The organism is Paenibacillus sp. Y660, assembly GCF_057221575.1.
Genome location: NZ_JBXBBJ010000006.1, coordinates 1 through 21,817, shown reverse-complemented (window position 1 = coordinate 21,817; position 21,817 = coordinate 1). Strand labels below are relative to the sequence as shown.

Below are 21,817 nucleotides of genomic sequence, written 5' to 3'. Positions count from 1 at the left end.
AAGAGGGGACAAGTCTTGAAAATACGCAAGGATTTGCTGGTCGTGCTCGTATGTTGCGCGCTGCTTCTTGCAGGCGCAGCCGCAGCGGACTGGCTGAAGGTCGAAAGATCCCAAAAGCCGGCCGCCATCGTCACTACGTTCAGGGGCGATCCGGTGACCAGCCGCGCTTTTACTTGGCATAGCTCGAATCGGCAGGCTGCTTCGGTCGTTCAGTTAATGAAGAAGAATGCCTCTATGGACTGGAATGACGAGCGGGTAATGACCTTTACAGGCAAGACTTCAACGATTGATACAGGAGGCGGAATCGAACAAGCCGTCCATCATGATCGGATAATATTGACAAATAGTTAAAATTATATCAATACAGTTGAAAGTCTCTCTTTGCCATGATAGCATTGAAAATCTTTCTACATTAGATAGAGATATATCACCTACACTATTGTGTCCTAGGTTTCTTCCTACTCCATTTTCAACTTCCCAATACTCCTTCAAAAACCCTTATGCAAAAAGCAATAGTCGTAACAGTTTCCTCCTCCCTGTTAGGTCATTTTGAAATGCACCCTCTTGAAATTATGATTAAAATAAGACAATCGTTCCCCCATAAACGAAGAAACGATTGTCTTATTTTCTTACTCTGAGATTTCAAGAGAGAACTCAGGCTCCTCTTTGAAATATACTTGTACCTGTATTTCCTCTTTTCCTAAGGTGCTTGTTAGATATTCTTGATCTGATGAATTCAAATGGCTGGCAAATTGGACAATAGGTACAAATATCTTTAGACTAGTGTGTTCTTCCTCGATTATAGAAAAACCCTTCACTGACCCCGTACCACTTTGTCCATAAAGTTCTTTTGTTTTACCCTTATACAAAATACTAAATCCGATTTGGTCAATGGATTCTTTTGGAACATTTATTAACGTCGCCACAACACCATACTCTACACCAATATATCTTCTCGAATCTTCTTCCATAATAACTGATCTCATGTTGACATCTATTAAATTGATATTGGATTGTTCTAGTTGAAAGTTAGTAATCTGCGAAATATCAGAAGATCGATTATTACAACCTACAATTATAATGGATAGGAAGACAATAGATACAAAGGAAAGAATACGCAAAGTCATAACAACTCCTTATTAATAGTTAACATCAACACTCCATTTAATAGCCTTTGGTACTTTAACACCATCCACATATACGTTTACTGGTGTGTCATAAACATACCCTCTGTTATTACCTTGCGCATCGAACGCTTGGTACTCTTTAGTAATATTAACATATGCTCTTAAACTATCAAACTGGATTCCACCATAATAGTTTCTTGAATTAAAATTGCCCGTGGGACCAGTAAAAGTTATAGTTGTTCCCCATGTTTTTGATATGGTTCCCGTCACTGATCCGGTGAATTTCAAACTAATTACTTTAGCTATCGGTGATTGAATACCAGCTTCTCCTGCAATCGTCATACTTCCAGAAACTGTTGTGGAACTTGTTTTAGTTTGTGTTTTACCTTTTGCAACACTTATCAAGAAAGTTTCATTACTACGGGGCCCAACATCCATAACAAAATTGCTTTGACCAGTATATTCAAAATCTTCACGTATTTGATAATATGTCCAGCCTGGATTTGTTACAAGCCTTGAAGAGAATTCATTATTATTAATTTGAGTCTTAAGTTGAGAAGCTACTTCTGGACTAGATTTTAACACATCATTTAAATTACCTTTTAGTTCCTCATTTATTTGGACAGAATAAACGGGGTTTTCTTCCTGAATAAAATACTGTACACTTTCAATTCTTTCATTAGACCTCTGTTTTACATTTCCGTCTGCAAAGACAGAACTTGTTAAACCCAAGAATTCCGACAGTACCAACAATAAGGACACACTCGCTTTTACCTTCAAAATAATCTCCTCCTAAATTTTATAAATATAATAACAGATTTACTAATCTACCTTATTTTCACTAATGAGTATATAGCTCTTAATAACCATATTTAGTAATTAATGGATAGACTAAGCGGAGGCAGACGGACTCGAGCCGGGAACGGCCTATCGTTACCGGGTGGGAAGCGGGGAAGCGAAGGGCTGGAGCGATGCAGCCGTATTTGAGACGGAGCCGAAGGAGCCGGGTACGTTCTGCTTCATTAATGTGACGGACTCGCAAGGCGTGACCGAGCAGGATTTTGAGCTGTGGGGAAATACGTTGGACAAGGCTTTTGCGACATTTCCGAGCGCAGCATTCATCGTCCATAACGGCGATCTGACGGAGGAGCCGGAGGATGAGCAGGCGTGGACCCATTTATTCGGAAAAGCAAGCAGGTGGGTAACGCAGATCCCCTTTATGCCGGCTGCCGGCAATCATGATGAGATGGATGGACAAGCTGAACGCTTCGTGTCCCATTTTCATTTGCCGGACAATGGCGCGGAGGGTTCCATTCCAGGCACCAGCTACTCCTTTGATTACGGCCTAGTCCATTTTGTCTTTTTGAATTCCGAATCGAACATCAAAGAGCAGACGAAGTGGCTGAGCAGCGATCTCAAGAGCACGAATAAGCCTTGGAAAATCGTTGCGGTGCACCAAGGTCACTATGGCGGCAATACGTATAAGAAAGTGAAGGATTGGACGAAGCTGTTCGATGAATTTAAGGTTGATTTGGTGCTGCAGGGCCATAATCATGAATATTCGAGGTCTTATCCGCTGCGCAATGGACAAATTGTCGGCGACGGCGAAGCTGCGGTTCAAAATCGCGAGGGAACGGTCTATGTCGTGACCAATACGTCAGGGCAGAAGTTTAACGAGAAGAAAGAGGACCAATTCTATCACAAGGTCCATTTTCAAAATGGGAAGCAAATGTTTGCGGGTATTTCCATTAGCGGGGAATCGTTAACCTATCAGGCGTACGATGTGGATGGTAAAAAGCTGGACGAGTTTGTGCTGCAGCACTGAAACAGGCCTAATAGGTGTAATAAAAAGCAGGCGTTAATCGTCCCATGATAGGGACGGTTAACGTCTGCTTTCATTAAAGATGATTACAGCGACAGGTCTGTCGGTATCATAACGCGAAAGGTTGTCCCTTCGTTTGGCTGACTAGTTGCCTCAATCATTCCCCGATGGGCATCGACGATTGACTTAGTTATAGCAAGACCAAGCCCGGCACCGCCATTTTTGCGCGTTCTGGACGACTCGCTGCGATAAAATCGCTCAAACAAATGCGGTAGATGCTCAGCTTGAATGCCAATGCCATTATCGGCAACGGTTATTTCGGCTTGATTGTTATGCTGTGTAAGCGAGATGCTGATCTTGCCCGATTTCGAATCGGTATGCTGCACCGCATTAAGAAATAAATTGAGCACCACTTGCTTGAGCTTATCGGCATGGAAGCGGCCGCTCACATGAGGCGTGAGTTCGAGCCTTACTTCGCGGCTGCCGGCAATCAATTGCAATTGCGGCTCCATTTCAAGGAGCAGCTCATCCAGTTGCGTATCGGCAAGCTGAAGCTGCGGGTCTTGATCGAGCTTCGCAAGCGCGAGCAGATCCTCGACGAGCTTATTAATGCGCTTTGATTCGAGCTGCATGCTGGTTAGCGCGCGATGAAGCTGCTCCGGATTTGCTGCAGCCCCGCGGAGCAGCACCTCAAGAAATCCGTGAATGGACGTCAGCGGCGTCCGAAGCTCATGCGAGGCGTCGGCAATGAAGCGGCGCATTTTTTCCGTTGTTTTCCGCTGGGTTTCAAAGGAGATATCCAATCGCTCGAGCATGCCGTTGAACGCTTCCGACAACCGGTCAATCTCCTCCTGTCCATGGCTTGCAGGTATGCGCTTCGTCAAGCTTCCCGCATCGGTATGCTGGGCGGCGAGCACGACACGGGACAATGGCCTAAGCGTGCGGCGAAGCAGCGGCAAATAGAGAGCAAGCCCGGCAGCAAGCGCTAGAGCTGACAATCCCGTGAATATAGCGAGCTGGGTCATGAGCAGCTGCTTCAGTGACTCCGTTTCCATGCTTACTTGAATGATGCCTTCAGCTTTGCCGGGAGGACCAGCATGGCGAAAGACGACAATCTGCTCCTTCCCCTGCGCATTGTCGACGATTTGGTAGTCGACCTGCTTACGAGCCTGAAGCTGATTTGAAATTTGTTCGTATTGTTCCTCGGATAGAAGCGGCGCGCTGACGGTCGTATCCTTCGACACATCGGTGATCGTGCCGTCTTGTCTGAACAGTACGATGGATAAGCCGGGCTGATAAAACATCGGCGAGTCCCGGTGGTTTCTTTGCGGGCGATCGGAAAGGCCGTTATCTGCCGGAGCATTGCCTTGTTCAGGGCGCTCGCTGTCCATTCCTTCATTAGGAGCGGCTCCATCCCTAAACCAATCCATCGGCATCGCCATCACTTGAGCGTTTAAGGATTCGGCTTTATTATTGAAAACAAAGTCCTTCATGATGACATATTGGAGTACGCCGATAAGCAGCAGCAAGACAGCGAGTATAAGCAGGGAACGATTTAAAAGCTGGTAACGGAGCGACCCAGGAGCGAAAAGACGAGCGATTGCGCTTGTTCTCAGCCTGTTCATGGCAAGTCCATCCGATAGCCTGCGCCCCGAAGCGTTCGAATGAGCCGATGCTCCTTATCGTTCAATTTGTCGCGTAGCGAGCGAATGTACACCTCAACGATGTTCTCTTCCCCGCCGAATTGATAGCCCCATACCTTGTCCAAAATAAGCGATTTGCTAAGCACGACGCCATTGTTCAAAAGGATGAACCGCAGCAGCTCGTATTCGGTAGGCGACAGCTCAAGCACCTGCTCCAAGTAAACAAGCTCCTTGCGCCTGTCATCAAGACGAAACGGCCCATAGACGGCTTCGCCAAGCAGATTGGGAAACTGGTTGCGAAGCCTTGCCCCGATGCGCGCGAGCAGCTCGCTGAAGCTGAACGGCTTCACGAGATAATCGTCTGCGCCGAGCGTCAAGCCTTTGACGCGATCCTCGACCTCATCCTTTGCCGTCAGCATGATGACGGCGATATTGTCGCCAGCCGCCCGAAGCGCATGACAAACCTCAAACCCGTTCATACCTGGCATCATGATGTCTAAGATGACGACATGAGGCTTGAAAGCGGCAGCCTCCTGTAACGCGGTTTCTCCGTCGTAGGCAACTCGAATGTCAAAGCCTTCATTCACAAGTCCAAGCTCCAGAAACTGCACGATGTTCGGTTCGTCATCCACAAGCAATATTTTAATCCCTTCAAAGGATGTCATGTCCAATTCCCCTTTCACGGTACACCACTCTATTATCGTCCTTTTGAGCAAAAGATGCACCTGTTTGCACGGCCCTTCAGTAAACTTTCAGCCCTGTCGCCTAAACAGCTTTTTATATAGAAAGCATCGAGTGTAACACCAGTTGATCAAAATTGATTTTGAAAAAAAAATAACGGCATGTACACTAGTAAAGCGGCCTATTCCTAGTGCGTTACTTAAAGTAACATATTATTAACGAAAATCATTGACTATTAGGTGTTCATTTGATATTTTATTGACTAATAGAAACCAATTATTGAATGATGATAAAAAGGAGTGTTGGATATGGATAAGATTTTGGCGGCAAGAGGCGGGGAGCTTCGGTGCAAGGGCTGGAGGCAGGAAGCGCTGCTGCGCATGCTCGAGAATGTTCTCGAAAATGGCGAGAATCAAAAGGAGCTAACTGTGTATGCTGCGCTTGGGAAAGCGGCCCGCAATTGGGATTCCTATCATGCCATAGTCAGCACGCTCAAATCGCTGGAGGAAGAAGAGACGCTTGTCATTCAATCGGGGAAGCCGATTGGCATCATGCGTACGCATAAATATGCGCCGATCGTTGTCATGGCGAATTGCAATATGGTGGGCAAATGGGCAACAAGCGAAAATTTCTATAAATATCAGGAGCAAGGCTTGATCATTTGGGGCGGATTGACTGCAGCCGCGTGGCAATATATCGGCTCCCAAGGGGTTATTCAAGGGACTTATGAAATTTTTCAATCAATCGCTAGAATGCATTACGGCGGCAGTCTTGCCGGCAAATTCATATTGACTGCGGGCCTCGGCGGAATGGGCGGGGCGCAGCCGCTTGCGGGAACGATGGCTGGCGCGGTTATTTTATGCGTGGAAGTGTCCGAGGCTAGAATCGATAAACGGATCGAAGTCGGTTATTTGCAAAGGAAAACCGAAAGTCTGGATGAGGCGCTTGAGTGGATTGAGGAGGCTTGCAGGGCGAAAGTGAGCTTATCCGTCGGTCTGCTTGGAAACGCAGCCGATATTTATCCGGAATTGATCCGCAGAGGAATCCGGCCGGATGTTGTGACTGACCAAACCTCGGCGCATGATCTGATGTACGGCTATATACCGTCTGGCTATAGCTTGGAGAAGGCTGCTGAGCTGCGCAAGACGGCACCGGATAAGCTTCAAGCGGACGCAGGCGCGTCAATTGCTGCCGAAGTGGAAGCGATGCTGGAGTTTCAGCGCAGAGGAGCAGTCGTTTTTGACAATGGCAACAATATTCGCTCGCAAGCGCAGCAGTACGGAGTAAAGGATGCATTCGATATCGCTGTGTTTACGGAAGCCTTCCTAAGGCCGCTGTTCGCACGGGCGATCGGACCGTTCCGCTGGGTCGCGCTAAGCGGCGATGCCAACGATATTAGAAAGATCGATCAATATATATTGGAGCAGTTTAGCGACAACGAGGTGGTCGTGAACTGGATTCGCTTAGCGAACGAGTACGTCCCTGTCGAAGGACTGCCAGCACGTATCGGCTGGTTCGGCCATGGAGACCGAACGAAGCTGGCATTAGCAGTAAATGCGATGGTGAAGGCGGGCGAGCTTAGCGGACCAATTGCTTTCTCTCGCGACCATTTGGACGCAGGTGCGATGACGCATCCGAATATTATGACCGAAAATATGAAGGACGGCAGCGATGCGATATCCGATTGGCCGCTGCTGAATGCGATGATTAACTGTTCTTCCATGGCCGATCTTGTCGCGATCCATTCGGGCGGCGGCGGCTACAGCGGCTATATGACCAGCGCAGGCGTAACGCTCGTTGCGGATGGTACAGCCGATGCGGAGCTCAGACTGAAGACGACGCTCGACAATGACACGGGGCTTGGCGTTTTGCGATATGCCGATGCAGGCTATGAGGAATCATTGGATGAAGTGAGCAAAAAAGGCATACGCAGAATCGAAACGAAACGAGAGGGGAATTCATCTTGCGGGAATTAACGATAGAGGATGTAAGAGCGGCAGTAAGAGGGGGAGCGGTATTTGCAGCAGGCGGCGGCGGCTGGGTCGACCATGGACTTGAGATCGGCGGTGCGGCGGTTGGGATCGCGAAGCCTAAGCTAGTTTCCGTTGACGAGCTTCCAGACGATGCGATTATTGTAACGGCGACTGCGATTGGGGCGCCTGCCGGCAATGAGTGGGAAATGTGGGGCATTGATTATATCAAGGCGGTTAAGCTGCTGATGGACAATTACGATGGCAAGGTTGTAGGGGTAATGACTCCGCAAAACGGCATGTCGAGTACGATTAACGGCTGGCTGCCGGCTGCAGCGCTCGGTCTCGTCGTCGTTGATGCGACTGGCGATATTCGCGCGCATCCAACCGGCAAGATGGGCTCGATGGGGCTTGCTTCGCGCACCGACTATGAGACGATTCAGGTTGTCGTCGGCGGCAGAAGGGATACGGGCTCTTATCTCGAGCTGGTCGTCAAAGGCACGCCTGCCAAAACGTCTAACATTTTGCGGACGGCATCCGATATGTCAGGCGGCTTCATTGCCTCGGCGCGCCACCCGATTCCGGCATCTTATGTGAAGGAGCACGCCGCGATCGGCGGCATCTCGATAGCGCTTGAGCTTGGGTACGCAATGATTGAGGCAGAGGCCATTGGAGCTGAAGCGATAATGGAAACGGTGTGCCAAAAAACAAACGGCCGAATGATCGGCAGAGGTATCGTGCTGAAGAAGGACGTACATTATTCAGGCGCTTTCGATATTGGCACGATTACGATGGAGGACGGTGCAGGCGGTCAGCTTACGCTGCATGTTATGAACGAATATATGGCGGTAGATGATGCGGAAGGCAATCGCTTGACGACTTATCCGGATGTCATTACGACATTTGAAACGGCTACCGGACTGCCGATCAGCGTGGGCGGCGTGAAGGAAGGCATGGAGGTGTCGCTGCTTGCAATCGACAAGCAGCATGTTCCGCTTAGCTCCAGCGTGAAGGACCCGACTGTATACCCAGAGGTAGAGAAGGCGCTTGGCATACCGCTTGCCGAGTACGGCTTGAAGGGCATTTTGTAATTCGTACATTCCTAATTGATTACGACTATAAGAAGGTGTCTTTCATGAATGACAAAATAGATGATGCTGGACTATATAGGCAGCAGATACCGAACGAACGAGTAGTTACGCTCGATGGACATTCCCTCTCTCTTCATGAGCTTGAGCAAATAGCGGTTGACGGTTATCGGGTTGAGCTATCGGAGGAAGCCATGAAGCGGGTAGAGGACGCGCATCGATTGATTCAAGAGCTTGCCGCTGAAGGCGTTCCCATCTACGGGCTTAACCGCGGGGTCGGGCAGAACAAGGATCGCGAAATTACAGCCGAGATGTATGAGGCCTTTAACCGAAATCTCATCTATTCGCATTCCGCTGCTGTGGAGCCTACTGCCTCCGAGCAGCAGGTAAGGGCGGTGCTAGTCGCCCGTCTGAATACGCTGCTTATGGGCTGCACGGGCGTACAGCCGGCGATTGTGCTCATGTATCGGGATTTGCTCAATGCGAGCATTCATCCGATCTTGCCGCTCCGCGGTTCAATAGGCGCTGGTGACATTACGGTGTTGTCCCATATCGGCTTAGCTATTATCGGCGAAGGAAGTGTCACATACGAAGGGCAAGTCGTAGCTGCTAAGACAGCATTGCAGGCTGCGGGATTCGTTCCGGTGAAGCTAGGGCCAAAGGATGCGCTGGCGATAGTAAGCTCCAATGCGTTGTCCGCAGGAACAGGAGCTTTAACGGCTGCCGCGGCTTTAAGGCTGCTGGAGACAGCCGACGCCGTGTTTGCTTTATCGCTCGAAGCGCTGCAAGGCTGCACAAGTCCGTTTGATGAGGCTTTGTTCGCAGTAAGGCCATTCGAGGGGAGCGCTGAAAGCGCTGCTAATGTCAGAAGCTGCTTGCGCGGCGGAGCGCTTGTGAGCATGGATCAAAGCGATAAGATTCAAGATCCGCTTAGCTTTCGCAGTGCTTGCCAAGTGCATGGCGCGGCCCGTGATGCGCTTGATCATGCCTTGAAGCTGCTGAAGATTCAATTGAACAGCTCTGATGATAATCCATGTGTCCTTATTGAGGAGAGAAGAGTCGTTCCTTCCTCTAACTTCGACGTGACCACATGGACAGTAGCGTTTGAGATGGTTGGCATTGCATTAAGCTATTTATCGAAAATATCATGCTACCGCTCGATTAAGCTCGGCACGCCTTCTTTCACTGGTCTGGAGCGGTTTCTTGCCCCGAATTCAGAGACAATCGCCTTCGGTACGCTTCAGAAAACCTATACGTCGCTTGACGCGGAAATTCGTTTGTTGACTAATCCGGTATCAGTCGATTATTTCTCGCTTTCCGGCGATATGGAGGATCATGCGAACAATACGCCGCTCGTTATACGCAAGACGGCGGACATTATCGACCGTTTAACCTACATACTCGGGATAGAAGCGCTGCACGCTGCCCAAGCGATAGACTTGCGCGGATCTCAAGCCGAATTAGGCCGAGGCTCGGCTGCTGTTTATGCGCAAATTCGCGGTATAGTCCCTGCTTTGACAGCGGATCGGCCGCTCACCCCAGACATTAGCGCCGTATATGAGCTCATCCGCAGAGGGATTCGAATAGAAGGAGGGGTGCTATGAGCAAGTTCTATGATCTTGTTGTAATCGGAAACATCGTGCTTCCGGAGGGTGTAAGATATGATTCGGCAATCGGTATTAAGGACGGCCGAATCGTTACCATAGGCCAGATAGAGGAAGCCGATCAGTCAGGCGCAAAAGTCGTTCACGCAGAAGGCAGCTTCGTGCTGCCAGGTGCAGTCGACGCTCACGTCCATTGCTACAGCTCATTGGATGAGGGGTTCCATACAGCCAGCAAGTCTGCAGCAGCGGGCGGCGTAACGACCATTATAGAAATGCCTTACGATGCGACGGGGATGATCTGTACGCTGGAAGCGTTCGAGCAAAAAAAGCAGCAGCTTGAGCAGCAATCCATTGTCGATATGGCGATGCTCGTTACGCTCCATAAGGAAGAAGGCTATGAACATATCCGCCAGCTTGCGCAAGCGGGTGCCTGCGGATTCAAGGTGTCGATGTTCAATACCGACTCCTTTCGGTTTCCGCGCATCGATGACGGCCAGCTGCTCGACTCGTTTGCAGTCATTGCTGAAACGGGCTGTCCGGTAGGTGTACATGCGGAAAACGATGAAATTGTGCATAGGTATATCGACAAATACCGCTCAGAGGGACTCGATCCACGTGCGCATGGCTGGAGCAGGCCGAAGGTAAGCGAATCGGTGGCCGCTTTGACGGCAATGGAGCTTGCTTATGAAACAGGCGTTAAATTGCATTTATATCATTGCACTTATCCGCGAATTTTTCAGCTGGCTGACTATTTCCGCTCGCTTGGAGCTAAGATCACCGCTGAAACATGCACGCATTATTTGACGCTAAGCGAGGATGACATGCCCCGTCTGAAGGCGAAGGGGAAGATCAATCCGCCGCTGCGCACGAAGCAGGATAAGGACGGCTTATGGGATTTAGCGAAAAAAGGAGCAATCGATATGATCACATCCGATCACGCCCCGTGGCTTATCGCCCGCAAATCCGATGCTGATATTTTCAATAACGCTTCCGGCGCGCCCGGAGTGGAGCATCTTCTTCCTATCATATATAGCGAAGGGGTTGCCAAGGGCAAGCTTGCGTTGACGGACTTGGTTAGGCTTCTGTGCCAAAGGCCTGCTGACGTCTTTGGGCTAGGCCATCGCAAAGGAAGGCTGTCGGAGGGCTATGACGCTGATCTTGTCATTATCGATCCAGCCGTTTCTTGGACGCTGGATGAACGAGAGCTGCATTCCAGCGCAGGCTGGAGCGCTTATAACGGCATGGAGCTGCAAGGGAAAGTGTCGCACACCATCGTTAGAGGAACGGTTGTATATGAAGACGGAGCTGTGGTCGGCGAAGCGGGTCATGGGAGATTCGCAAGAGCCGAGCATGCCGTTTAAGCCATTAATTAAGAAAGGAGAGGACAAGGATGAAGAGCCATATTCATCAACTGGTACCGAGTGCGGCTCGGCTTCAGGCTAATGTCGAACAGCTGTCTTCATATCGCGACATGTTCAAGCCAGGCTGGACAAGGCCCCCGTTTACTTCGCATTATGATGACGGAAGGCGATGGCTTTCCGAGCTCATGAAGGAAGCAGGGCTGGCAGTCTCTATTGACGCAGCTTCCAACTTGATTGGAAGCTTGCCTGGAAGCGACCTCACGCTGCCCCCTATTATGATTGGTTCCCATACCGATACCGTTACGGGCGGCGGCCGCTTTGACGGGACGATCGGCGTGCTTGCCGGCATCGAAATTGCGCGTCTGCTGCAGGAATCAGGCACGCAGCTTCGCCACTCGCTCCAAATCGTGGACTTCACGGCAGAGGAGCCGAGCGAGTTCGGCATCTCGACGGCAGGCAGCCGGGGGATGGTCGGCAATTTGACGGAGGCAATGCTGGAGCTTCAAGATGACAGCGGCCTCAAGCTTGGCGATGCGATTAACAGGCAGGGCGGAGATGTTGGCCAGCTGGCCAAGCAATCGAGAAAGCCAGGTGATGTTGCGCTTTATTTGGAGCTGCATATCGAGCAAGGGCCCGTACTAGAGCAATCGGGGCATCGCCTTGGCGCTGTGCTTGGCATTGTAGGCATTCAACGTTACCGTGTCACGATAACAGGTGCGCCGAACCATGCGGGTACGACGCCAATGTCGCTTCGGAGCGACGCGTTGGCAGGCTTTTGTGAAATCGGGGCTGCCTTTGAACGTCATTGCCTGAGCTATGCGAAGGATGCGGTAGGTACGATCGGCAAAGTGACGAATGAGCCCAACGCTTCAAATGTCGTGCCGGGACTTGTTCGATTTGACCTTGAAATTCGTTCGCTTGACCGAACGATATCGGACGCGTTATATGCCGCCTTTGCAGTGGAAGCATCTGAAATTGCAGCCAGGCGCGGACTGCGCTTGTCGCTTGAGACGTTGTCGAAATCAAATGCGGTCATCGTTAAGGAACAAGTGCTGAAACTGGTGCTTCAAGCATGCGCTTCGGCAGCACCGGCGATCACTTTGGCAAGCGGAGCGGGACATGATGCCAATCAGCTCGCTGCCATTGCGCCGATTGGGATGATTTTTGTTCCGAGCAAAGGCGGCCGAAGCCATTGTCCGGAGGAATGGACCGATTATGAGGATGTTGCGGCAGGTACGCAGGCTTTGGCCGCGGCTTTGCTGCTGGCTGATGCTGCAGATTTAAGCAGGTGGCGGAATGGTTGAGCCTGGAAGTGCGTATATCAACGGCGGACGGCTGTGGGAAACGATTCAGGAGCTTGGCAAAATCGGAGCAGACCCAAATGGCTGTGTGACGCGGCTCTCGCTCAGCAACGCGGAATTAATAGCGAGACAATTTATAATTCGATTGATGGAGGAAGCGGGACTCGCCGTCAGACAAGACGAAGCGGGCAATCTTATCGGACGGTTGGAGGGCGAGCGGCAAGGCGCAGGAGCGATTGCGACCGGCTCGCACATTGACACGGTCATTCATGCTGGCTTATTCGACGGTGCGCTGGGCGTGCTTGGCGGCATTGAGGTGCTTCGATCCATCAAGGAGCAAGGCGTGAAACATGATAGGCCTTTAGAGGTTATTTGCTTTACGGACGAAGAGGGGGTTCGCTTTGGCGCCGGCTATATGGGCAGCCGGGCGATGGCAGGCGCTTGGAACGAGAATTGGCTGGAGCTGGCCGATTCTGCCGGCACTACGCTTCGAGAAGCGATGGAATACGCTGATCTGAATCCGGATCATGCAGCCCATGCCAGCCGCAGCCGGGATGCAGTCAAAGCGTATGTTGAGCTGCATATTGAGCAAGGCCGCGTGCTTGAGGAGCTGGGTGAAGCCGTAGGGATAGCGACGGCTATTTATGGCCATAGCTGGCTTGAGGTAAGCATGCGCGGACGGGCTGATCATGCGGGAACAACGCCTATGAAGCTGCGCCAAGACCCGCTCATCGCAGCAGCCGAGGCGCTGCTTGCGATTGAGCAAATTGCGATTAAGCGGGGCGGGGTCGCAACGGCAGGTACGTTGAAGCTTGCTCCTGGAGCTGTTAACGTCATACCAGGCGAGGTCATCTTCACCGTCGATATGCGGCATGAAGCATTGGAATCCCTTAGGCAAATGGAGCTTGCGATTGCGTCTGCACTTGAACGCTCAGCCGAAGCGAGAGGCTTAACCGTATCCATCCGTACGATTGACGGCGCCCAGCCTGTACAATCTTCGAAGCGCATTGTGGAAGCCATTGCAAATAGCTGCACGAATGTAGGTTTGACTGAAACTTATATGGTTTGCGGCGCGGGCCATGATGCGGTGGCCATGAATGAGCTGACAGATATCGGCCTTATTCTGGTTCGTTCCCGAGATGGGATCAGCCATCATCCGCTTGAATGGAGCAGCCCGGATGATTGCGAAGCAGGCGCAAATGTGCTGCTGAACACGCTAATTCTGCTTGCAAACGATATAAATAAATAAATCCGATTGACATAATAGGATATATCGAATAATAATAATGGTAACGTATTATTAGTATATGATAATTCAATTGGGAAGGAGGAGGGAAAACAGATGGTGGATGCTTTCCTCGGTGCCTACGAATATGTGATAACCAATAGCGACAGGTTTCTGGAAGCAGTCAAGGTTCATTTGACCATCAGCCTCTACGCTCTCCTTATCGCGATCGTCATATGCGTTCCGCTTGGCATACTGTGCGCGAAGAAAGAGTGGTTGACCGGGCCGATTATGGGTCTGTTCAACTCCTTGCGAGTCATTCCCAGCCTGGCTGTACTTATCATTATCTTGCCGATAATGGGGACAGGGTTCGCACCTGCGCTTATTGCGTTAACGCTGCTCGCTTGCCCGCCGATTCTGATCAATACCTACATGGGCTTTAGAGGGATTGAGCCGGCTATCATTGAAGCCGCATCAGGCCTTGGAATGGGCGAGCGGATGATTTTACGCAAAATCGAGCTGCCGCTGGCGGTTCCCCTGCTGCTGTCTGGAATTAAGACTGCAGCGGTAGAAGTAATCGCGAGTGCGACATTGGCAGCATTTATCGGAGGCGGCGGGCTTGGAACATTCATCATTAACGGCCTCGGCATGTACAACTTCTCTTTGCTGCTTGTCGGAGCGGTGCCTGTGGCGCTGCTGGCGATTTTATCGGAAATTAGCTTTGCAGGAATTGAAAGAGCGGCAACCAAATACCAGCGTTTATAATGGAAGGGGTTTATTCAAATGAAAAAGAGATTAGTAGCTTTGGCAGGGTTGATCCTTAGTTCGGTGCTCGTTATTAGCGCATGCTCATCGAGCGGCGGTTCAGGCAAGACAGAAGTGAAGGTAGGCTCCAAAAACTTTACGGAATCATTGATTTTAGGTGAAATGTACGCATTGGCGCTCGAAAATGAAGGCTATAAAGTGGATCGCAAGCTTAATCTCGGCGGTACGCTTGTTGCGCATGAGGCGCTCAAGAAGGGCGATATCGACTTTTATCCGGAATATACAGGTACTGGCCTGATCAACGTGTTGGAATTGCCGCCTAATTCCGATGCGAAGACGGTATACGATGAAGTAGCCAAAGGCTACAAAGAGAAATTTGATCTGATCTGGCTTGAGCCAACGGATACAAATGACTCGCAAGGTCTTGTAACAACGAAGAAAATTGCTGATAAATATAATCTCTACAAAATTTCCGATCTTGTAAAGCTTGCTCCTGAGCTCAACCTGGCTGCTGTACCGGAATTTGAGGAGCGCGAGGACGGCTTGAAGGGCCTGAACGCATTCTATGGCAAAATGGATTTCAAAAGCATCAAGCTGTTTGACTACGGCATCAAATACCGCGTAACGCTGGATGGCGAAGCGGATGTAACGGTTGGCTTTACGACGGACGGCGACTTGACGAACCCTGATCTTGTGCTTCTGGAAGATGACAAGAAGTTCTGGCCCCCATACTTCGTAGCTCCTGTCATTCGCGGCGAGCTTAACGAGAAAGACCCGGAAATCGCGAAGGTTCTGAACAACGTGTCCGCTAAGCTCGATAACGCGACGGTACAAAAGCTGAACGCGCAAGTCGATATCGACAAAAAAGAATACGCAGATGTTGCGAAAGCATTTTTGGAAGAGCAGGGCTTGATTAAAAAATAATTCAAATTTTGAAGCAGTGGGGTTTCTCCATATCAGGGGAAACCCCCTTCCTACAGGAGTTGATAAGCATGAGCAAAGAAGCAATCGTATTCAAGCAGGTGTCCAAAACTTTCCCAAAGGCAGCGAAGCCTTCTGTAAATGAGACAAGCCTCGTTATTCCGCAAGGCTCCTTTGTCACGATACTAGGTGCATCGGGCTGCGGAAAAACGACTTTGCTGAAAATGGTCAACCGCATTATTGAGCCAACCGCAGGCACCATCTCGGTATTCGGCAGCGATATTAGGAGCTTGCCCGTAACGGAGCTGCGGCAAAGCATCGGTTATGTGATCCAGCAGGTAGGGCTATTCCCGCATCTGACGATTGAGCAGAATATTGCGACCGTCCCTAACATATTAGGCTGGGAGCGCCAGAGGACTGCTGAGCGAATCGACTATCTAATGGAGCTCGTGCATCTGCCTGAAAATTATAAAAAGCGGTATCCGCGCCAGCTCTCCGGCGGTCAGCAGCAGCGTGTCGGCATTGCAAGGGCGATGGCAGGCGATCCAGCCATACTGCTAATGGATGAGCCGTTTGGTGCGATTGATGCGATTACGCGGACGAAGCTACAGGATGATTTTAAACAAATTCAACGCGATCTTGGCAAAACGGTGCTGTTTGTGACACATGACGTGGACGAGGCGATGAAGCTTGGAGATCGTATGATTGTTATGAATGAAGGTACGATTCAGCAGTATGATACCCCGCTTGCAATCATGTCCAATCCTAGCAATTCATTCGTGTCGCGCTTGATTCAATCCGACAATTTATTTCAGCAGCTGCATCTTATGCGAGCGGAGGAGCGGATGATCGAGCTTGCGGATCGTGTTGTAGGCGACGAAATCCCCCGCGTTCAACGGAATGAGAGCTTAAAAACGGTGCTTCAAATTCTTCTGCAGCAAAATGTGCCGTATGTGGCTGTGGAAAACAGCGAGCATGAGCTGGTAGGCCGGATCACGCTTGAGCAGTTAAAGCTGCAGAATGGCAGGTGACGCTAGATGCTGGACTATTTTAGCCGCCATTATGATGATTTGTTGACCTCATTGCTTGAGCATATTTATCTCACTTTTATTTCTCTGCTCATCGCGCTGCTGATCGCGCTTCCGCTTGGCTATTGGCTCGCAAGGCATCGTCGGATTTCCGTTCCTGTATTGTCCGTACTAGGCATTATTTATGCTATTCCAAGCCTTGGCATGTTCGCTTTGCTCATTCCGCTCGTTGGGCTAGGAAGCAAGCCGGCTATTATCGCATTAGTCGTGTATAGTCAGCTCATCCTGGTGCGGAACGTCATTTCAGGTTTTCAATCCATCGAGCCGTCTATTATCGAGGCAGCCAAAGGCATGGGGTTTGGCGCTTGGAGGATGTTCATCAAGATCGAGCTGCCGCTTGCGCTGCCGGTTATTATTGGCGGAGTCCGCATCGCTTCGGTATCCGTTATTGGCATAGCAACGATTGCGGCTTGGATCAATGCCGGCGGATTAGGCGGTATTTTATTCGAAGGCTTATATCAAAATTCTGTTCCGAAAATGGTATGGGGGACGCTGCTCGTTTCGCTGCTGGCTCTATCCACGAATACATTTCTGCTTAGGCTCGAAAAAACAACAATGCGAAGAGCACGCGGAGAACAGCGGGTGTGATATACTGTATCTCATACGTGCAACTATTATTGCTTATATTTCGAGGTGTAAACATGAATGGGACTCAAACATTAGGACGTGCTATCGATATATTGTTTGTACTAGCTGAGTCGGGTGCTACTCTTACAGTCAGCGAGATTGCTGAGAAGGTGGGTATCCCGGACAGCACGGCATATCGTTTTATTCAAACGCTTATAAAGAACGGCTTCGTTGAGCGCAAGGGCAGAGGACAAATTGGGTTAGGACTGCGAATATTCGATTTGGCTAGAAGCTTATCGCAGCAAATTGAGAAAGAGCTTCTTACGATAGCTAGGCCGGTGATGGAGGAGCTTACCGCTCTCACGAACGAAACGACGGTGCTATTCGTGCGTTCAGGCTCCAAAGCGATTTGCATTGAAAATGTGACGAGCAAAAGGCTGATCAGGCTCTCTATCGAAAATGGCCGAGTATTGCCGCTTAACTCCGGCGCATCTGGAAAAACGCTGCTCGCTTTTGAAAATGACAAAATCATTGAAGAGATGTGCAAGCATTTTGCGGAAGATGACAGCAAGCCTACGCTGCTGCAGGAGCTGCAGAGCATAAGGAAAGCAGGCTATAGCTTTACTTTAGGAGAGGTCGATACGGATGCTTTTGCGATTGCGGCTCCGATATTTGATCCACAGCAGCGCATCGTAGCAAGCTTATCGGCAGCGGGACCTATACATAGGCTCAACGAGAAGGAGATTCCGATTGTGATTCAGAACGTAAAAGCGGCTGCATCACAAATATCGTGCAAGCTAGGCGGATTAGCGTAATCATTTTCCAATAGGACGTTTTAAAAGAGCAGCGGAGCGCAATAGGCGATCCGTTTTTTTGTTGTTAAACAATTTGGAATAAAAATAAAAAGATGGGGATAGTAAGGTGGTGCTTTTAAAAATGAAAAGGATGGTGTATTTTGTATGCAACAAAATGAGAAAACGGCATCAGGTGCAAAAAGAAATACGATCGTGGGGCTTGCAGCAAGATACATAGGCGCTGTATTGCTAGCCGTGACATTGATGTTCAGCATGCCTCAAACTGGGCATGCAATTGGCAAAAATGCGAAGGGACCGGATGTTTACGTCATCCAAGGCATGCTGAAATCACTAGGCAGTTATTCTGGCCCCATCGATGGCTATTATGGCGCATCTACTGTACGCGGCGTAAAATATTTTCAGAAAAAGCATGGGCTGAAGGCGACTGGCTCTGTGGATGTTAAAACACTAAAATCAATCACTTACTCATATTCAGAATTGAAGGCTTCGATGAAGGCTCGCAGTAAAGCGAAGTCGAACATGAAAGCAAGATCAATTGGCAATGGAGCAGGAGCTGGTGGCGGCGCAGGTGGTGGAGTTGGTGGTGGCGCAGGCGGCGGAGCTGGTGGTGGCGCAGGCGGTGGCGCAGGCGGCGGAGCTGGTGGCGGCGCAGGTGGCGGAGCTGGTGGTGGCGCAGGCGGCGGAGCTGGTGGCGGCGCAGGTGGCGGAGCTGGTGGTGGCGCAGGCGGCGGAGCTGGTGGTGGCGCAGGCGGTGGAGCTGGTGGTGGTGCAGGCGGCGGAGCTGGTGGCGGCACAGGCGGCGGAGCTGGTGGTGGCGTAGGCGAGAACCAAGGCAAAAGCGGCGGAATTGGCGGCGGCGCAGGCGAGAACCAAGGCAAAGGCGGCGGAATTGGCGGCGGAGCAGGCGAGAACCAAGGCAAAGGCGGCGGAATTGGCGGCGGAGCAGGCGAGAACCAAGGCAAAGGCGGCGGAATTGGCGGCGGTGCAGGCGAGAACCAAGGCAAAGGCGGCGGGTTTGGCGGCGGCGCAGGCGAGAACCAAGGCAAAAGCGGCGGAATTGGCGGCGGAGCAAGCGAGAACCAAGGCAAAAGCGGCGGAATTAGCGGCGGCGCAGGCGAGAACCAAGGCAAAGGCGGCGGGTTTGGCGGCGGCGCAGGCGAGAACCAAGGCAAAGGCGGCAACATGGGTGGAGGCCATGGCGGGAATCACAACCATGGCGGCAATGGCAGTCTAGGCGGCGGTAACAACCAAGCTCCTGGAGGTGGACAATCGGGCAACCAAAGAAAAGGCGGCAGTCAATCCGAGAACCAAGCGCCTAACAGCAGTCAGCAATAAGCGAATAACACATTGGATGTATAGACGAAGAGGACCGCTAAGAAAGAGGTCCTTTTTGTTTTGCCGCTTTCGTTAATTTGGCTGACCGTTGCTCAAAATGCAATGTAGCAAAGAGCAGAGCAGAGAGCGTGGCTTACGTTGCACAAAGTACAACAGAAACCTGACATGACACCTCTAATCAGCAGCTACGTTGTAGAAAGTACAGCAGAAACAGCTTCTGAAGTAGAAAATAGGGTGGGGATCGGTGATTCTGCTGCACTAAATACAACGTAGCTCCGAGCGTGTGGCTTTTTAGCGATTGTCACATTAGAGTGTTCCATATGTTGGGTTTATTAGACTTTTGGTGGAAAATGTTATATGATTCTATCGACTAAATTGATAGAGTAATAGCTTTACTCTAATAGGGAGAGGGATGTATTGAAGTTACGGGGAAAAACGACGATGCTTATTGGAATTCTGGTGCTGTTCATGATCGGAACGTCTTTGCAGGCGTTTGCTTATGATGCGCAATTGAAACTATATCGCGATGTGCCGGAGAAGGATTGGGCAGCGGAATCGATTTACCGTTTAGTCGCTCTTGGCGTCGTATCCGGTTATGAGGACGGTACTTACCGGCCTAATGCAGAGCTAACGAGAGAGGCATTCGTTAAGCTGCTGGTAGAATCGATTAATCCGGCAATAGAGAATGAGAAGACTGTGCTACTTTCGGATGTGGCGAAGGAGCGTTGGTCGTACGGATCGATTAAGCTTGCTTATGACGCGGGATGGCTGGACTTGCTTGTCAAAGACGGCAAATTTAATCCAAGTCAAAGCATCAAGCGGGAGGAAGTAGCGGCATTAACCGCCTTCGCGCTGCTGCAGGGCAAAACCGCAGAGGAGAAAAAGCAATGGCTCGAAGTAGACTGGCTTCCGGCACGCGAGCAAGCTGCCTTTGGCGATGTGGGGCAAATTGACCAAAAGCTCGCTCCTTATGTGCTGAGAACATACTCCGACGCTATTATGAAAGGCGACGATAAAGGCTTGTTCCTTCCGAAAAAGTCGTTAACGCGCCGCGAGGCAGCGTCGATTATCGATCGGATGATCGGCTTTCAGACTGCCAGCCATCAGCTTGACGTATCCGCCTTTTATGCGACATCTGGACCATACAAGAAGCATGAGCGTTTCGCTTCCGCGGATGAAATCATCTTCGACTGGGCGAAGCTGGACTATCAAGGCGCAGGCAAGGCATCGGTAGCCCTAACTCCGCCAGCCGATTGGGAGCAGGCCATTACTGCGGCAGAGAGCAGTAAGTCTACAAAAACACTAATGATTTTTGCAAATACAACGTTTCAAAAGCTTGGTGATTTTGTGATGGATGCTGAAGCTCGCCAAGCATTTGCTGTTTCTGTCGGGGAGGCCGTCGCCAATTCTTCGTACGGATTTGAGCGAGTTGCTATCGACTTTGAGGGCCTTGTTCCAGCTGCCTATAAAGAGCCGCTTAATGAGCTGCTTCGCGCAATCAAGGCCGAGCTTGGAGATGCTGAGCTAACGGTTGTCGTGCCGCCATCTTATTATTATGCGGGCTATGACTACAAGCAGATCGGCGAGCTTGCCGACCAGGTCGTCCTGATGGCTTATGAATTTACGCATGAACAAAGCGGACTGCCGTCTGCTCCGCTTACGCTGGTAGGCGACGCTGCGCGGGATGCGCTTAAGTATATTCCGGCGGATAAGCTGATGCTTGGCATATCGAAGCAGGCAAACCAATGGACCACGGGCACGGATGGCAAAGTAGAATTTTTTCGGTCGCCGGCCATTACCGCAGTCGAAAGCCGGATCGCGGCACCGGACACAACTTCGGTCATGCAACTGCCATACTTTTTGAACAAGGTGACTTTTACAGATACGAGAGGGTCGCACCTGATGTGGTACGAGAACGTACAGAGCATTGGGGCCAAAATGCGTTTAGCGAAGGAGCTAGGACTGCGCGGGGTTGCCCTGTGGCAGATCAACCAGTTGACGGATGAAGATTGGGCGATGATTTCTACGTTTAATAAATAGAATAAGGCTGTCCCAAAAGTAGTAAGCTCGCTGGAGAGATAGCTCGCTTTGAATGGAATGTTGGAAGACATGGAAAAATAGCGGTACAGGGGGCTATTCCTGTACCGCTATTTTTCTATTCAGGTCTATGGTTGTTTGGCTTCATGAGATTGAGGGCAAGTGAAAGTCTCCCCAAGCCACGAAGCACGAAGCAGGAAGCAGGAAGCGGCGGAATCCCCGGAATCCCCGGTTCTTCTGAAGTCTCGGGTTCAATCTTTCATGGGGCTGAGCCCTCTTGAGTCAGCATGAACGGGAAAAACTCAGACTGTTGAGAAAGTCATAATATATCGTCAAATTAACGCGTTAATTTGATATAATAAAGTAACACTATTTATTCTGGAAAGGCGTGAGTTCTTTGCTCAATCGTAAGTCACCTCATCCCAAAGCGAATCAAGTTGAACTAACTAGTATTGAAATGTTGGTGC

19 protein-coding genes are annotated in these 21,817 nt (G+C 50.4%); 15 read left to right on the top strand and 4 right to left on the bottom strand.

From position 1 onward, the window contains the following. Positions 1-15 precede the first annotated feature (15 nt). Positions 16-351 (top strand): hypothetical protein, encoded by a 336-nt coding sequence (locus AC2TDN_RS09310; protein WP_484687761.1) that lies wholly within the window; start codon positions 16-18, stop codon positions 349-351. 278 nt (positions 352-629) lie between these two features. Here AC2TDN_RS09310 and AC2TDN_RS09305 read toward each other — a convergent pair whose 3' ends face one another. Then, complete coding sequence (locus AC2TDN_RS09305; RefSeq protein ID WP_484687760.1) at positions 630-971, bottom strand: hypothetical protein; 342 nt, start codon at positions 969-971, stop codon at positions 630-632. A 168-nt stretch (positions 972-1,139) separates the two neighbouring features. Beyond that, positions 1,140-1,907: a hypothetical protein gene (locus tag AC2TDN_RS09300; RefSeq protein WP_484687759.1), complete on the bottom strand. Its 768-nt coding sequence runs from the start codon at positions 1,905-1,907 to the stop codon at positions 1,140-1,142. A gap of 160 nt (positions 1,908-2,067) precedes the next feature. Here AC2TDN_RS09300 and AC2TDN_RS09295 point away from each other — a divergent pair, with 160 nt between their 5' ends. Continuing rightward, positions 2,068-2,952 (top strand): metallophosphoesterase, encoded by an 885-nt coding sequence (locus tag AC2TDN_RS09295; RefSeq protein WP_484687758.1) that lies wholly within the window; start codon positions 2,068-2,070, stop codon positions 2,950-2,952. Between the two features lie 83 nt (positions 2,953-3,035). Here the strand turns inward: AC2TDN_RS09295 and AC2TDN_RS09290 are convergent, their stop codons facing one another. Next, complete coding sequence (locus AC2TDN_RS09290; RefSeq protein ID WP_484687757.1) at positions 3,036-4,574, bottom strand: sensor histidine kinase; 1,539 nt, start codon at positions 4,572-4,574, stop codon at positions 3,036-3,038. Next, on the bottom strand, positions 4,571-5,257 hold the full coding sequence (locus AC2TDN_RS09285) for a response regulator transcription factor (RefSeq protein WP_484687756.1): 687 nt from the start codon (positions 5,255-5,257) through the stop codon (positions 4,571-4,573). Before AC2TDN_RS09285 ends, AC2TDN_RS09290 begins: the two co-directional genes overlap by 4 nt. Positions 5,258-5,581: 324 nt before the next feature. Between AC2TDN_RS09285 and AC2TDN_RS09280 the strand changes: the two genes are divergently transcribed. The 13 genes from AC2TDN_RS09280 (at position 5,582) to AC2TDN_RS09220 (ending at position 21,353) form a co-directional block, all read left to right on the top strand. Next, on the top strand, positions 5,582-7,249 hold the full coding sequence (locus AC2TDN_RS09280; protein WP_482066605.1) for a thiourocanate hydratase: 1,668 nt from the start codon (positions 5,582-5,584) through the stop codon (positions 7,247-7,249). Then, a complete protein-coding gene (locus AC2TDN_RS09275; protein WP_484687755.1) occupies positions 7,237-8,334 on the top strand; it encodes an S-methyl thiohydantoin desulfurase family protein in 1,098 nt (365 codons plus the stop codon). The genes AC2TDN_RS09280 and AC2TDN_RS09275 overlap by 13 nt, the downstream gene beginning before the upstream one ends. Positions 8,335-8,378: 44 nt before the next feature. Beyond that, positions 8,379-9,935 carry an HAL/PAL/TAL family ammonia-lyase gene (locus AC2TDN_RS09270; RefSeq protein WP_484687754.1) on the top strand — a complete coding sequence of 519 codons (1,557 nt, stop codon included), beginning with the start codon at positions 8,379-8,381 and terminating at the stop codon, positions 9,933-9,935. Further along, positions 9,932-11,296: a dihydroorotase gene (locus tag AC2TDN_RS09265; protein WP_484687753.1), complete on the top strand. Its 1,365-nt coding sequence runs from the start codon at positions 9,932-9,934 to the stop codon at positions 11,294-11,296. The genes AC2TDN_RS09270 and AC2TDN_RS09265 overlap by 4 nt, the downstream gene beginning before the upstream one ends. Before the next feature lie 29 nt (positions 11,297-11,325). Continuing rightward, positions 11,326-12,600, top strand: a complete 1,275-nt coding sequence (locus AC2TDN_RS09260) for an allantoate amidohydrolase (protein ID WP_484687752.1) — start codon at positions 11,326-11,328, stop codon at positions 12,598-12,600. Next, a complete protein-coding gene (locus AC2TDN_RS09255) occupies positions 12,593-13,846 on the top strand; it encodes an allantoate amidohydrolase (protein WP_484687751.1) in 1,254 nt (417 codons plus the stop codon). Before AC2TDN_RS09260 ends, AC2TDN_RS09255 begins: the two co-directional genes overlap by 8 nt. A gap of 93 nt (positions 13,847-13,939) precedes the next feature. Further along, the gene (locus AC2TDN_RS09250) at positions 13,940-14,587 is read left to right on the top strand and encodes an ABC transporter permease (RefSeq protein ID WP_484687750.1); all 648 of its coding nucleotides are present in this window, start codon (positions 13,940-13,942) and stop codon (positions 14,585-14,587) included. A gap of 18 nt (positions 14,588-14,605) precedes the next feature. Further along, positions 14,606-15,511 carry a glycine betaine ABC transporter substrate-binding protein gene (locus AC2TDN_RS09245; RefSeq protein ID WP_484687749.1) on the top strand — a complete coding sequence of 302 codons (906 nt, stop codon included), beginning with the start codon at positions 14,606-14,608 and terminating at the stop codon, positions 15,509-15,511. Positions 15,512-15,579: 68 nt separating this feature from the next. Beyond that, complete coding sequence (locus AC2TDN_RS09240) at positions 15,580-16,539, top strand: ABC transporter ATP-binding protein (RefSeq protein WP_482066613.1); 960 nt, start codon at positions 15,580-15,582, stop codon at positions 16,537-16,539. Positions 16,540-16,545: 6 nt separating this feature from the next. Next, positions 16,546-17,184 carry an ABC transporter permease gene (locus AC2TDN_RS09235; RefSeq protein ID WP_482066614.1) on the top strand — a complete coding sequence of 213 codons (639 nt, stop codon included), beginning with the start codon at positions 16,546-16,548 and terminating at the stop codon, positions 17,182-17,184. Between the two features lie 53 nt (positions 17,185-17,237). Beyond that, positions 17,238-17,978: an IclR family transcriptional regulator gene (locus AC2TDN_RS09230; RefSeq protein WP_482066615.1), complete on the top strand. Its 741-nt coding sequence runs from the start codon at positions 17,238-17,240 to the stop codon at positions 17,976-17,978. 144 nt (positions 17,979-18,122) lie between these two features. Next, the gene (locus tag AC2TDN_RS09225) at positions 18,123-19,313 is read left to right on the top strand and encodes a peptidoglycan-binding domain-containing protein (RefSeq protein WP_484687748.1); all 1,191 of its coding nucleotides are present in this window, start codon (positions 18,123-18,125) and stop codon (positions 19,311-19,313) included. Between the two features lie 417 nt (positions 19,314-19,730). Then, positions 19,731-21,353 (top strand): S-layer homology domain-containing protein, encoded by a 1,623-nt coding sequence (locus tag AC2TDN_RS09220; RefSeq protein WP_484687747.1) that lies wholly within the window; start codon positions 19,731-19,733, stop codon positions 21,351-21,353. The last annotated feature ends 464 nt before the right edge of the window (positions 21,354-21,817 follow it).

What these genes read in the sequence shown, in the direction of transcription:
- AC2TDN_RS09270 (WP_484687754.1), top strand. Translation starts at nt 8,379, where the DNA reads ATGAATGACAAAATAGATGATGCTGGACTATATAGGCAGCAGATACCG.
- AC2TDN_RS09260 (WP_484687752.1), top strand. Translation starts at nt 11,326, where the DNA reads ATGAAGAGCCATATTCATCAACTGGTACCGAGTGCGGCTCGGCTTCAG.
- AC2TDN_RS09240 (WP_482066613.1), top strand. Translation starts at nt 15,580, where the DNA reads ATGAGCAAAGAAGCAATCGTATTCAAGCAGGTGTCCAAAACTTTCCCA.
- AC2TDN_RS09230 (WP_482066615.1), top strand. Translation starts at nt 17,238, where the DNA reads ATGAATGGGACTCAAACATTAGGACGTGCTATCGATATATTGTTTGTA.
- AC2TDN_RS09225 (WP_484687748.1), top strand. Translation starts at nt 18,123, where the DNA reads ATGCAACAAAATGAGAAAACGGCATCAGGTGCAAAAAGAAATACGATC.
- AC2TDN_RS09250 (WP_484687750.1), top strand. Translation starts at nt 13,940, where the DNA reads ATGGTGGATGCTTTCCTCGGTGCCTACGAATATGTGATAACCAATAGC.
- AC2TDN_RS09235 (WP_482066614.1), top strand. Translation starts at nt 16,546, where the DNA reads ATGCTGGACTATTTTAGCCGCCATTATGATGATTTGTTGACCTCATTG.
- AC2TDN_RS09290 (WP_484687757.1), bottom strand. Translation starts at nt 4,574, where the DNA reads ATGAACAGGCTGAGAACAAGCGCAATCGCTCGTCTTTTCGCTCCTGGG.
- AC2TDN_RS09280 (WP_482066605.1), top strand. Translation starts at nt 5,582, where the DNA reads ATGGATAAGATTTTGGCGGCAAGAGGCGGGGAGCTTCGGTGCAAGGGC.
- AC2TDN_RS09285 (WP_484687756.1), bottom strand. Translation starts at nt 5,257, where the DNA reads ATGACATCCTTTGAAGGGATTAAAATATTGCTTGTGGATGACGAACCG.
- AC2TDN_RS09305 (WP_484687760.1), bottom strand. Translation starts at nt 971, where the DNA reads ATGGAAGAAGATTCGAGAAGATATATTGGTGTAGAGTATGGTGTTGTG.
- AC2TDN_RS09255 (WP_484687751.1), top strand. Translation starts at nt 12,593, where the DNA reads ATGGTTGAGCCTGGAAGTGCGTATATCAACGGCGGACGGCTGTGGGAA.
- AC2TDN_RS09245 (WP_484687749.1), top strand. Translation starts at nt 14,606, where the DNA reads ATGAAAAAGAGATTAGTAGCTTTGGCAGGGTTGATCCTTAGTTCGGTG.
- AC2TDN_RS09265 (WP_484687753.1), top strand. Translation starts at nt 9,932, where the DNA reads ATGAGCAAGTTCTATGATCTTGTTGTAATCGGAAACATCGTGCTTCCG.